This window comes from Rhodoferax sp. GW822-FHT04A08 (assembly GCF_058801025.1).
This window is the reverse complement of the sequence record NZ_JBXAMW010000004.1, coordinates 44348-56101: the sequence shown is the minus strand read 5'-3', so window position 1 is coordinate 56101 and position 11754 is coordinate 44348. Positions and strand designations below refer to the sequence as shown.

Annotated in this window: 11 protein-coding genes; 5 read left to right on the top strand and 6 right to left on the bottom strand. The window is 62.4% G+C overall.

All coding sequences use genetic code 11. From position 1 onward, the window contains the following. Positions 1–11: 11 nt before the first annotated feature. Both AC1RMF_RS09915 and AC1RMF_RS09910 read right to left on the bottom strand, forming a co-directional pair. Positions 12–638, bottom strand: coding sequence for a nucleoside/nucleotide kinase family protein (locus AC1RMF_RS09915; protein ID WP_493141323.1), 627 nt, complete (start codon positions 636–638; stop codon positions 12–14). Then, a complete protein-coding gene (locus AC1RMF_RS09910) occupies positions 635–1633 on the bottom strand; it encodes a PfkB family carbohydrate kinase (RefSeq protein ID WP_493141322.1) in 999 nt (332 codons plus the stop codon). Before AC1RMF_RS09910 ends, AC1RMF_RS09915 begins: the two co-directional genes overlap by 4 nt. A 164-nt stretch (positions 1634–1797) precedes the next feature. On the opposite strand from AC1RMF_RS09910, the gene AC1RMF_RS09905 reads away from it, so the two are divergent. The 5 genes from AC1RMF_RS09905 (at position 1798) to AC1RMF_RS09885 (ending at position 6392) form a co-directional block, all read left to right on the top strand. Continuing rightward, positions 1798–2790 (top strand): substrate-binding domain-containing protein, encoded by a 993-nt coding sequence (locus tag AC1RMF_RS09905; RefSeq protein ID WP_342619722.1) that lies wholly within the window; start codon positions 1798–1800, stop codon positions 2788–2790. Positions 2791–2921: 131 nt separating this feature from the next. Beyond that, positions 2922–3881 carry an ABC transporter permease gene (locus AC1RMF_RS09900; protein ID WP_342619721.1) on the top strand — a complete coding sequence of 320 codons (960 nt, stop codon included), beginning with the start codon at positions 2922–2924 and terminating at the stop codon, positions 3879–3881. Next, positions 3881–4681 carry an ATP-binding cassette domain-containing protein gene (locus AC1RMF_RS09895; RefSeq protein ID WP_342619720.1) on the top strand — a complete coding sequence of 267 codons (801 nt, stop codon included), beginning with the start codon at positions 3881–3883 and terminating at the stop codon, positions 4679–4681. The genes AC1RMF_RS09900 and AC1RMF_RS09895 overlap by 1 nt, the downstream gene beginning before the upstream one ends. Before the next feature lie 8 nt (positions 4682–4689). After that, the gene (locus AC1RMF_RS09890; RefSeq protein ID WP_493141321.1) at positions 4690–5142 is read left to right on the top strand and encodes an RbsD/FucU family protein; all 453 of its coding nucleotides are present in this window, start codon (positions 4690–4692) and stop codon (positions 5140–5142) included. A gap of 56 nt (positions 5143–5198) precedes the next feature. Further along, on the top strand, positions 5199–6392 hold the full coding sequence (locus AC1RMF_RS09885) for an ROK family transcriptional regulator (protein ID WP_493141570.1): 1194 nt from the start codon (positions 5199–5201) through the stop codon (positions 6390–6392). 55 nt (positions 6393–6447) lie between these two features. Here AC1RMF_RS09885 and AC1RMF_RS09880 read toward each other — a convergent pair whose 3' ends face one another. From AC1RMF_RS09880 to AC1RMF_RS09865, 4 genes are all read right to left on the bottom strand, one after another. Further along, positions 6448–8421, bottom strand: coding sequence for an amidohydrolase (locus AC1RMF_RS09880; RefSeq protein WP_493141320.1), 1974 nt, complete (start codon positions 8419–8421; stop codon positions 6448–6450). A gap of 142 nt (positions 8422–8563) precedes the next feature. Beyond that, on the bottom strand, positions 8564–9580 hold the full coding sequence (locus AC1RMF_RS09875; RefSeq protein ID WP_493141319.1) for a helix-turn-helix transcriptional regulator: 1017 nt from the start codon (positions 9578–9580) through the stop codon (positions 8564–8566). A gap of 114 nt (positions 9581–9694) precedes the next feature. Continuing rightward, a complete protein-coding gene (locus AC1RMF_RS09870; RefSeq protein ID WP_493141318.1) occupies positions 9695–11002 on the bottom strand; it encodes a sensor histidine kinase in 1308 nt (435 codons plus the stop codon). After that, positions 10999–11718 carry a response regulator gene (locus tag AC1RMF_RS09865; protein ID WP_342619715.1) on the bottom strand — a complete coding sequence of 240 codons (720 nt, stop codon included), beginning with the start codon at positions 11716–11718 and terminating at the stop codon, positions 10999–11001. Before AC1RMF_RS09865 ends, AC1RMF_RS09870 begins: the two co-directional genes overlap by 4 nt. Between the last annotated feature and the right edge of the window lie 36 nt (positions 11719–11754).

The window sequence follows — 11754 nt, the reverse complement described above, 5'->3', positions numbered from 1 at the left end:
TGATCAGAAGTCTAGCTCTGGACGACCCAACTGGCACGGTGACGCGCAGCCGCTATGCGTATCGCATTGGGTTCGTCTGTCTGTTCTATCCAATCCAGCGCTTGCTGGTGGCTGCGGCCAAAACGCACATGACGCTCCAGCAGACGCTGGTGTCGTAGCGAGTGGGCGATGTCCAGGTACCAGGCTTCATCCAGCAGAGCGCGAACTCCGGCCCAGGCACCGTCTTCCATCAGCAGGTAATTGCCCTCGGTAATGATCAGCTGGGTGCTGGCCTCGATGGCGACCGCGCCAGCAATGCCTTCTTCCAGATCGCGGCGGAATTCGGGCGCGTAAATGGTTTCGCCGGGTTGCTGGTTGCGGATGCGGTGCAGCAGGTTCACATAGCCTGCTGCGTCAAAGGTATCCGGTGCACCCTTGCGGCCTGCGCGACCCAGGCGATGCAGCTCGGAATTGGCCAGGTGGAACCCGTCCATGGGCACAACCTGCACCTTGTCGCCCAGCGCCAGCAGCAGTCCTTCTGCGAGGGTCGACTTGCCGGCGCCGGGGGCGGCGGCAATTCCCAGAATCTTGCGCTGCCCGCTGGCGAGCAGCGCTTGTGCACGCAGCAGGACTTCAGCGGGTAGTGTGGTGTGTGTCATTGCGGTTCTCCGGTTCCCGTGCCGCTGGCAATCCGCCCGCTGGCCACATGGGCCAGCACCTCTTGCCGGCTGGGGGGCACGCAGCCGCGGCGCTGCACACAGATGCTGGCACTGGCGATGGCATTTTGCAGCAGCCGTTGTGCCACCGAAGCGTTCACTTCCGCACTGCCCCAGTCCGCAGCCAAGCCCGCCTCCAGCATGGCCGTGACCAGACCGGCCAGGAAGCAGTCTCCGGCACCCACCGTGTCCACCACCGCAAGCGGCGCAGACTCCCGGGCATGGAACACGGCGCCAGCCCGGGTGAGCAGGTTGGCACCCGCGCCGCCCCGGGTGAGCGCAATCACGCGCGCATCACACTGCCCCAGCAGGTTGCGGGCCTGGTCCAGGGCGGTAGCGCCCGCCATGCCCAGGTTGTCCAGGTCTTCATCGCTGACTTTGATCACATCGGCGTATTGCAGGGTGTTGAGCACATGGGCCCGGTAGCGCGGCAGGTCTGGCATGACGGACGGCCGCAGATTGGCATCAATCACCACCACTTTGCCGGAGTCGCGCTGTCCGGCCAGCCAGGGCAGGTAGATGCCGGCGTCGTCGGGCGATAGCGCCAGCGCGCCCGTGCAGACCACTTGCAGCGCCGGTGCCGCCTCACAGGCCTGGGTCAGGCGCACGGCATCAGTGGCGCGATCGGCCACGCCTTCGCGATAGAACGCATAGTCAGGATGGCCGGCATCGTCGACGCTGACCACGGCCAATGAGGTCACTTCCACCACGGGCTCCGGGCGCGCCAGATGCACGCCGTCAGCCAGCAGCCCCTCGGCCAACTGGCGCCCAAAGCGGTCGCGCGAGAGCGGGTTGAGGTACAGGGTTTCAATACTCTGCCGCGCCAGGGCACGGGTCAGGTTGTAGACCGCGCCGCCCAGACAAGGCTCATAACGCCCGTCGGGATTGCGGATCATGTCGATCAGGGCTTCGCCTGCCGTGGCTACCTGGATTTGCATATTTTTTTGCACCATACTAGGGTTTTCCATTACTAAAGTAACTTGATTTAATTAGTCTGGAGCGAATATAGTCCAGCCACGCTAAGACGTAAAGCGTATGAACCCAGGGACCTCCAATCCCTGATTACCCACGATCCAACGACATTCATTCGAGGAGAACGAGCTTGAAAAAATCCACCACCCTGGCCCTGACCGCCATCGCTTTTGCAGCTTCCGCTGCCTCTTCTGCCTTCGCCGCAGAAACCGTGATCGGCCTGATCACCAAGACCGACAGCAACCCCTTCTTCGTGAAGATGAAGGAAGGCGCTGAAGCCGAAGCCAAGAAGGCGGGCGCCAAGCTCATCAGCGCTGCGGGCAAGCAGGACGGCGACACCGCCGGCCAGATCAGCGCCATGGAAAACATGGTTGCCGCTGGTGCCAAGACCATCCTGATCACATCCTCTGGCGACGCCATCATCCCCACCGTCAAGAAGATCCAGGCCCAGGGCGTGCAAGTGATTGCGCTGGACAGCCCCTTCGAAGGCGCTGACGCCTTGTTTGCCACCAACAACTACAAGGCCGGCGAACTGATCGGCCAGTACGCCAAGGCTGCCCTGAACGGCAAGAAGCCCGTGATCGCCACGCTGGACCTGTTCCCCGGCCACCCCGTGGGCGCACAACGCCACAACGGCTTCCTGCAAGGCTATGGCCTGAAGAGCCTGGATGCCAAGAGCAATGAGCTGGCCCAACCTGCCGAGGTGGTCTGCATGGCCGACAGCTTCGGTGATGCCGCCAAGGGTCAGACCGGCATGGAAAACTGCCTGCAGAAGAACCCCAACATCAATGTCGTCTACACCATCAACGAACCCGCCGCCGCTGGTGCCTTCAAGGCTCTGAAGGCCGCTGGCAAGGAAAAGGATGTGGTCATCGTCTCGGTCGACGGCGGCTGCGAAGGTGTGAAGAACGTGGGCGCTGGCGTGATCGCCGCAACCTCGCAGCAATACCCCCTGAAGATGGCCGCCATGGGTGTGGCTGCCGGCGTGCAATACGCCAAGGACGGCAAGCGTCAAAGCGGCTACACCGACACCGGCGTGACCCTGATCGCTGCGAAGGCCATCAAGGGCGTGGACAGCAAGGACGTGAAGGTTGGTACCGACCTGTGCTGGGGCAACAAGTAATTCCCCACCTGTAAGCTGAAGACCGGAAGGGCTGCTTGTCGGCAGTCTTTCCGGCGTCGGTACCGTGTGCTGGTACCCCGATCCGGATTCAACGTGAGCAGGACAACCTCCAACGCGAGCCACGCCAAACCATGAACACCAAAACCTCCAAACTTCCCCCGATCGCCACCCTGGGACCGTTTATCGCGCTGCTGATTGCGTGCATATTCTTCGCGACCCAAAGCGACCGCTTTCTGTCCACCCAGAACTTCTCCCTGATCCTGCAACAGGTCATGGTGGTGGGGGTGATTGCCATCGGCCAGACACTGGTGATCCTGACCGCCGGCATCGACTTGTCCTGCGGCATGGTAATGGCGCTGGGCAGCATCGTCATGACCAAATTCGCAGCCGACTACGGCCTGTCGGCGCCCGTGGCCATAGCCTGTGGCATCGCGGCGACCGCCCTGTTCGGCCTGATCAATGGCCTCCTGGTCACCCGCATCAAGCTGCCTCCGTTCATTGTGACGCTGGGTACCCTCAACATCGCCTTTGCCTGCACCCAGCTGTATTCCCACGCGCAAACTATCACCAACATCCCGGACGGCATGAACTGGCTGGGCAACACCCTCAAGCTGGGTGATACCAACATTGCCTACGGCGCCATCCTGATGCTGGCCCTGTACGCCGTGATCTGGATCTGGCTGCGCGAAACCGCTGCCGGCCGCCACGTCTATGCCGTGGGCAACAGCCCCGAGGCCACCCGCCTGACCGGTATCAGCACGGACCGCGTGCTCCTGGGGGTGTATGTGCTGGCTGGCGTGTTCTACGGCATTGCTTCCATGCTGTCGGTGGCCCGCACCGGAGCCGGTGACCCCAACGCCGGGCAGACCGAAAACCTGGACGCCATCACTGCTGTGGTGCTGGGCGGCACTAGCCTGTTTGGCGGCCGCGGCATCATTCTGGGCACCCTGGTGGGCGCCATGATTGTGGGCGTGTTCCGCAACGGCCTCACGCTGATTGGCGTGTCCTCCGTCTATCAAATCCTGGTAACCGGCATCTTGGTGATTCTGGCCGTTGCCACCGACCAAATGTCCCGCAAAGGAGCACGCTAATGAGCGCCCCTGACTCTTCCACTCCCATCGTGATGCGGGCCAAGGGCCTGATCAAGCGCTACGGCCAGGTGACTGCCCTGGACGGCGCCGACTTCGAGCTGCGCGCCGGGGAAATCCTGGCCGTCATCGGCGACAACGGTGCCGGCAAGTCCAGCCTGATCAAATGCCTCTCGGGTGCCACCATCCCCGACGAGGGTGAAATCCAGCTGGATGGGCAAACCATCCAGTTCCGCAGCCCAATCGATGCCCGCCGCGCCGGCATCGAAACGGTCTACCAGGACCTGGCCGTGGCACCGGCCATGACCATTGCAGAGAACCTGTTCCTCGGTCGCGAGCTGCGCCGCCCAGGCTTCCTGGGCAGCCTGGGATTCATCGACAAGAAGCGCATGCTGGAAGAAAGCATCTCCCGCATGAACGACCTCAAGGTGGGCATACGCTCCATGACGCAGGCGGTGGAAACGCTCTCCGGCGGTCAGCGCCAGTGCGTCGCGGTGGCGCGCGCCGCAGCCTTTGCCCAGCACGTGGTCATCATGGATGAGCCGACTGCCGCGTTGGGTGTGAAGGAAGGCAATATGGTGCTGGAGCTGATTCGCCGCGTGCGCGACAAAGGCCTGCCCGTGGTGCTGATTTCGCACAACATGCCCCACGTTTTCGAAGTGGCCGACCGCATCCACATCGCCCGCCTGGGCAAGCGTGCCGCGGTGGTCAATCCCAAGAAGATCAGCATGAGCGATACGGTGGCCGTGATGACGGGCGCCAAGTCCGCCAGCGAACTGCCCGAAGACGCTCTGGCCCACTAGGAATACCCATGCTCAAAGGAATTGACCCGGTTCTGACGCCGGAACTGCTCAAGGTGCTGATGGAGATGGGCCATGACGACGCCATCGTGCTGGCCGATGCCAACTTCACCGCCGTGCGTTACACCAAGGACAAGCCCCTGATCCGCCTGCCTGGTATCGGCATGGCGCGTGCCGTGGCGGCGGTGAGTTCGCTGCTGCCCCTGGTGGCGGATGAAGTGCATCCGGTGGGCTACATGCATGTGAGCAACCAGCCTGCGGGCTATCGCTCGGCCTTGCAGCGCGAAGTGCTGTCCCAGCTGGAGCCCAGCTTTCGGCAGGGTCAGTCGGCCGAGGCGATTGAACGCTATGCTTTTTACGAACGCACCATGGGAGCATTTGCCGTGGTTCTTACGGGCGAGCAACAGCCGTTTGGAAACTTTTTGCTGCGCAAGGGCGTCATAGGAGAAAATCTGCGTCCATGAGCCTTGTTGATACACCCGAAAGCCCCATCCTTGACCCAGGCAGTGGCCGTTCGGGTATGCCCCAGGTGCTGCGCCCGCGTGGCTCCAACCATGTGGGCATGCGCCAGTTCAACGAGCGGGTGGTGTTGCAAGCCATCCGGCTCAATGGCAGCTGCCCCAAGGCGGAGCTGGCGCGACTCACCGGCCTGACCGCGCAGACCATCGGCCTGATCACCAGCCGCCTGGAAGAAGACGGGCTGTTGATCCGCCACGAGCCCTTACGCGGCCGCATTGGCCAACCCTCGGTGCCCATGGCGCTGAACCCGGACGGTGCGTTTTCGCTGGGCATCAAGATTGGCCGCCGCAGCGCAGATCTGTTGTTGGTCGACTTCACGGGCGCCGTGCGCCGACGTGAAACCCTGCCCTATGCATTCCCGGACGCGCAGACCCTGCTGCCCGCCATCAAACAACACATGGCTGCCATACAGGATGGTCTGGGTGCCTTGGCCCTGCGCCTGATCGGCATTGGCCTGGCAGCACCCTTCAACCTGGGGGGCTGGCACAAAATGCTGGGCCTGCCACCTGCCGTGTCGCACGAGTGGAACCATATCGACCTGTGCGCCCAGGTGCAGTCGTTTACCGATGCGCCGGTCAGCTTCGCCCGTGACACATCCGCAGCCTGCGTGGCCGAACTGGTGGCCGGGCGCGGGCGGGACTTGAAAAGCTTTTTGTACCTGTTTGTGGATACCTTTGTGGGGGGCGGACTGGTCATCAACTCGCACCTGCACAACGGCGTGCACGGCAATGCCGGTGCGGTCGCTTCGTTGCCCCTGCAGGTATCCACCGGCAAGGGCATGCCGGAGCAACTGATTGCCCACGCCTCGCTGTGGGAGCTGGAGCAGAGTTTTCGCGAACGCGGTCTGGACCCCACCGCCGCCTACGATGAGCGGGCACTCGAAGCCCCTTATGCGGAGATGACCAACGTATGGATTTCCAGCGCGGCACTGGCACTGGCGCAATGCGTGGTCAGCGGCACTGCGTTTCTGGATATCGATGCAGTGGTGATTGACGGCTCTTTCTCACGCGCCATGCTCACCCGCTTGATAGACCACACCGAAGCCGCCTTGTCCCATTACGACTGGGAAGGTCTGTGGCCGGCCACGCTGGTGGAAGGCAGCATAGGCTCCGATGCCCGCGCCCTGGGTGGCGCGTTGCTGCCTTTGCACGAAAACTTCGCGCCCGACCGCGACATCTTCCTCAAAGCCAGTTGACCAGCCTGCCGCGGCAGCCCGGCGGTCGCGTTCGGCGACTGCGCCGGGCCGTGGATTAATTGATCCTCTGCCTGAGGGTCCGCAGTATCTCCCAGCCCATCACATGCCTGGGCAGCGAGGCTTCGTGCCCGACGGATGCACCCATATTCAGGCTCTGCGCCTTTTGAGGCATGAAGTTTGCAGACGGGTTGGGTCCGCTGACAAACGGATCCAGCGCCCACACCACCGAGCCGCCCACCATGGTCATGAGCACCTTGTTGCGTGCCAGTTCGTCGTCAGGCACCTGCATGAAGTTCTTGTCGAGCACGATCAAATCCGCATACTTGCCGACTTCGATGGAGCCGATCTTGTCTTCCATGCGGAGCTGGTAGGCGGAATTCATCGTGATGGCGCGCAACGCATCCTGCCGCGATAGCGCCGGGTCGTTGTTGATCTTGCCAGCCAGATCGGGGCCGTAGCTATTCGGGTTCGTGGGGTCGCCCGAACGGGTGACGCCTATCTTCAGAGCCAGCATTTCATCGAAGGGATCGATGGGCCAATCGCTGCCGTAACCCACCCGGGCGCCCGCGTTATGCAGGCTGCCAAAGGGTTCCATGCGGGCGAAACGATCAGGGCCGAGGTGGTGCTCGGTTTCGCCGGTGGAGTAAGGCGCTTGCTGCGCCCATTGAAAGGAGAACGACGCCATGACGCCCAGCGCTTTGTAGCGCCCATAGTCCGCGGTATCGACCGTTTCGTTGTGCGCAATCACGGGGCGGAAGCTCGTGTTGGGCACCTGCTGGCGCGCATATTCGATGGCATCCAATGTCTGCCGCACGGTACGTTCACCCGTGGCGTGGACGTGTGGGTCCATTCCAGACTTCGCAATTTCCGCCATCAGGGGCTTGAGTACTGCGGGTGAGAAATACACCTTGCCCGAGTTGGTGCTTGGCACCCAGTTAGGTGCATTGGCGGTGCCGATATTCATGTTGTACGGAGTCAGCAGGCCTCCTGTGTCGGCGGGGGCATTGACCACTCCATCACCAAACATCTTCAGGTTATGGAAGTTGATGCCCGGCGCAGCCTTGGACGGACCTTGGTCGTACTTGGCCGCCAAGGCCTTGGCGGCTGCCACCGTGGCAACGGGGTCGGCTGTGGCGTCATCCACACTCAGCTGGATGGCGAAGAATCCGCGTGCGGTCAGTTCGCCGTTCTTTTGCAAGGTGCTGAAGGTCTTGCCCTGGGTGTCACCTGCTGCCGCATCCATGAAGGTAGTGACACCTTGGCGGCGCATTGCGTCGAGTGCCGCACGGCCCTGCGCCAGAATGTCTGCGTCGCTGTCGGGCGGAATCAGGGCTGCCACGGCGAAGCTGGCGGTATCTTCGCAAATACCTGTTGGGTTGCCTTGCGCGTCCCGCGCATACGACCCGCCCGCAGGGTCTGGTGTGTTCCTGGTGACCCCGGCCAAAGCCAGCGCGCGCGAGTTGGCCAGCACGGAATGGAAGTCCGAAGAGCGTACCAGGATGGGTCGACTGGTGGAGAGTGCGTCCAAGGTGGACTTGTCTGGATCGGCATCAACCGACTGTGTAGCCTGGCGCGCCCAATTGACCACTTCCAGCCAGCCATCAGGTTCTTTATTGGACGAAGCGTCCAGGCAGGCCTGGATCTGCGTGCGCATCTGGGCGCGTGTCAATGTGGCGTAGTTCAGGTTGCACAAGAGCAGTGCACGTCCCCCGCCGATAGGATGCAAGTGGCCATCGACAAAACCGGGCATCAACATGCGTCCGCCCAGGTCAATGACCTTGGTGGCGCTACCTATGAATTTTTTGGCACCATCGTCTGTGCCAGCATAGACCACCAGTCCTTTGCGAATGGCAACGGCTTGCTTGACCGAGTTCGACGCGTCTACCGTGTAGACATAGCCATGGTTGAAAACGGTGTCGGCGGGTTCAGGGTCTGCCCCCCCACATCCGGCCACCAAGACGGCGGCAGCCGTCAACACAATCAATCCACCCCACAAGGCGCGCGCACGCGCCCTCCGCGCTTTCAACATGGCTCTTCCTTCATCTGGTTATTGGAAAGTTGTTCTGACTGCAATCTCCGTACGTTTGGAGGTGCACAACTTCCAGAGCCAATGTATCTGGATGGTTAACGAAACGCCCCTCCGCAGATGCGGAGGGGCGCCACGCGGGTGATCACGTGGTAGAGGGGGCGGGCTGGTGGCCGAGCGACTTGCTCAGCTCAATCTTGTTGCGCACGCCGAGCTGCAGGTACACATCACGCAGATAGGTTCTCACCGTTGCGGGACTCAGATCCAGTCGGCGTGCGATGGTTTTGTAGGAGTGGCCGCTGGCATACAGCACGGCCACTGCTCGCTCTCGCGGGGCCAGACTGTCATGCAGCAAGGTTGAATTCAGCAGCAGGGCCACGTACTCCCCGCAGCGCGTGAAGCTGATGCTGGAGCGGCCCCACTGGAGTTTGCAGGGGGCATCGGACAGGTGTGGGTGCAAGGCTTGCGGCAGTCTGGAGCCCGACCACGAAGGAAAGCGCTTTCTGATCGTCTTGGCTATGTCCGTGCCGATGTGCACCAACAGCCCTGAGGTCTCACACAGGGCCATACCTTCCAATCCGGCCAAGGCCGCGCGTTGAACCGCGTGTTGCACAGCTTCCCACCAGATTTGCTGCAGATGTCGACAGAATTCGCCGAATACGAGGGCCTCCATGTCGTCGAATGGAGGATCCTTTTCATCGCGGTAGATGGACACGAAAAATCGCATCTTGCTGTCTTGCAGCCCCATGGTGATCGCCATAGCGTGGAATAGCTTATGGCGGCGGGCGAATTGCTCCACCTCCTCGCTGTCCAATGTGTAGCCACTGTCTCTAAATACCTGACCCAAGGCATCGATGGAGGCTTGGGCAAACCTGTCGCTATCACTGATGGCGTTCCACTCTTGCGCGAATGTGGCTGGCAGTCCCATGCTTCCATGTTGCCAGTTGAGCGAACTGGTGGTGGTGTCGCCTGCGGTGCACTCTCCCCACCAGGCGGAGCGCAGCGGCAATAGCGATCCCAGGGCCTGGACGGCATCGGGTATCAATCGGTCCAGGCGGCGCTTACGGGCCGGGCCGTGCAATTCCAGCAACTGCTTGCTGAACTCCGTGAAAAGACCGGTGATGGGCCTGGGTGAGCTATGCGAAGCGAGCAGTGTGGGCATGGCTTGTCATCTGTGATGCGGTATGGGGACTGGCCCGCTATTTTGATGCAGGTCATATCCACCCCCGGCCCGTGTTGGCCACATCGCTCTCGTCGGCTAAAGATGTGCGCCGGCTCAGGCGGCCAGCGGCAGCCGCACTTCAAAACAGGCACCGCCATCGGGCCGGTTGCGGCAGCTCACCGTGCCGCCATGGCGCAGCGTGATGGACTTCACCAGCGACAGTCCAAGGCCCACACCACCCTCGCGTTCGGAGGCGCCGGGTAGCCGGTAGAACGGCTCGAAGATGCGCTCGGCCAGCTCAGGCGGCACACCCGGTCCGCGGTCGTTGACCTGGATGACAGCCTGGCCCCCTTCGGTGCGTATCGTCAGCGTGGCCTCGCCTGCGGCGTAACGTTTGGCGTTTTCCAGCAGATTGCGCACCACACGGCGCAGCAGCTTGGCCACACCTGGCACCAGCACGGACGAAACCTCCACATCCAGCGTCACCTGCGTACGTGCACATTCTTCGGCTGCCAGGCCCACCAGGTCCACCGATTCCACGGTACCCAGGTCCGCTTCCTTGGCGTCCAGGCGACTGGCCAGCAGAATTTCGTCGATCAACTGGTCCAGCTCGGCGATGTTGCGTGATATTTCCTGGCGTGCCGTGGGGCTGGTGTTGTTGCCCATCAGCTCCAGGCCCATGCGGATGCGGGTGAGCGGGGAGCGCAGTTCATGTGAGGCATTGGCCAGCAGCGACTTTTGCGAGGTCAGCAAGGCTTCGCGCGTCTTGACCAGTGTCTCAATCTGTTCGGCGGCCTTGTTGAAGCGCGCTGCCAGAAAGCCCACCTCGTCGCGGCCACCGGTGGCCATGCGCACGCTCAGGTCGCCATCGCCCCAGCGCTCCACATTGCGCTGCAATGCCTCCAGCCGGTGGGTGAGGCGACGCACGATCGGGTAGATGGCAAGGGCCACAGCCACGGCAACCAGTCCCAAGGTCCAGAAAAATCCAAAGGGCGCGCGCCAGTTTCCGTTGGGTGGACGCGGCAGGTGCAGATGCATGGTCTGCCCGTCATTCATGCGCACGGTGAATTCCGGTCCGTTGCCGTATCGGCTGCGGGCAATTTCCCGGGTTTCTTCCTGCGATGGCTCAGCACCTGCCGTATCCGGTGGGGCCGGGGTGGCGCCGTTGCTTGGCTCGATGTGACCCGCTTCGACATCCGGTTTGTCAGCAGCATGGTCATTGGGATGCAAGTCACCGGGTCGTGCCAGCCTTACCTGGCCCTTGCCGATCACGTCTCCCATCGCATTGCGTACCACCACCTCGCGCAAGGGAGGCTCGGCGGTCATGCGCCAGGCCCAGCCCACCAGAAGCGTCAGAACGGCCACGGCCAGCACCACGGCCAGCCAGATCCGCACATACAACCTCTGGAAGAAGAGATTCATTCCTGCTGCCGGGCGAACACGTAACCCACACCCCGCACCGTGAGGATGCGTTTGGGGTCTTTGGGGTCGGCTTCGATGGCTGCGCGGATGCGGCCCATGTGTACGTCGATGGAACGGTCAAAGGCTTCCAGCTCACGGCCGCGTACGGCCTCCATGATCTGGTCGCGCGTCAGCACCCGGCCGGCACGCTCTGCCAGGGCCACCAGCAGGTCGAATTGGTAGGAGGTGAGGTCGCAGGGTTTGTTGTCCACGGTGACGGTACGGGCATCCCGGTCTATCGTCAGGGAGCCGTAGCGCAGCGTGTTGCTGGCAGGCGCAGTGACGCCTTCGGTCTTGCGGCGCAAGATGGCGCGCACCCGGGCCAGCAGCTCGCGTGGTTCAAAAGGCTTGGGCAGGTAATCGTCGGCACCCATTTCCAGGCCGATGATGCGGTCCATGGGGTCGCCCTTGGCGGTCAGCATCAGGATAGGAATCTTTGACGTCGCAGTGGTCAGTGCGCGCACGCGGCGGCAGACTTCCAGCCCGTCGATGTCGGGCAGCATCAGGTCCAGGATGACCAAGTCGGGAGGGTTGCTGTCGCCTTCCTGGCTTAGGCGGGCCATGCCGCTCAGACCGTCGGGCGCTTTGCTGACCGCGAAACCGTTTTGTTCCAGGTATTCGCCCACCATGGCAGCCAGGCGGGCGTCGTCTTCGATCATGAGCAGATGTTGGGTCATGGGCTGCAGTCTAGCGCCGCAACTTTACAAAGCAAT

Excerpts from the sequence above, each read along its gene's own strand:
- AC1RMF_RS09915 (WP_493141323.1), bottom strand. The coding sequence starts at position 638 with ATGACACACACCACACTACCCGCTGAAGTCCTGCTGCGTGCACAAGCG.
- AC1RMF_RS09910 (WP_493141322.1), bottom strand. The coding sequence starts at position 1,633 with ATGCAAATCCAGGTAGCCACGGCAGGCGAAGCCCTGATCGACATGATC.
- AC1RMF_RS09900 (WP_342619721.1), top strand. The coding sequence starts at position 2,922 with ATGAACACCAAAACCTCCAAACTTCCCCCGATCGCCACCCTGGGACCG.
- AC1RMF_RS09895 (WP_342619720.1), top strand. The coding sequence starts at position 3,881 with ATGAGCGCCCCTGACTCTTCCACTCCCATCGTGATGCGGGCCAAGGGC.
- AC1RMF_RS09890 (WP_493141321.1), top strand. The coding sequence starts at position 4,690 with ATGCTCAAAGGAATTGACCCGGTTCTGACGCCGGAACTGCTCAAGGTG.
- AC1RMF_RS09885 (WP_493141570.1), top strand. The coding sequence starts at position 5,199 with ATGCCCCAGGTGCTGCGCCCGCGTGGCTCCAACCATGTGGGCATGCGC.
- AC1RMF_RS09880 (WP_493141320.1), bottom strand. The coding sequence starts at position 8,421 with ATGTTGAAAGCGCGGAGGGCGCGTGCGCGCGCCTTGTGGGGTGGATTG.
- AC1RMF_RS09875 (WP_493141319.1), bottom strand. The coding sequence starts at position 9,580 with ATGCCCACACTGCTCGCTTCGCATAGCTCACCCAGGCCCATCACCGGT.
- AC1RMF_RS09870 (WP_493141318.1), bottom strand. The coding sequence starts at position 11,002 with ATGAATCTCTTCTTCCAGAGGTTGTATGTGCGGATCTGGCTGGCCGTG.
- AC1RMF_RS09865 (WP_342619715.1), bottom strand. The coding sequence starts at position 11,718 with ATGACCCAACATCTGCTCATGATCGAAGACGACGCCCGCCTGGCTGCC.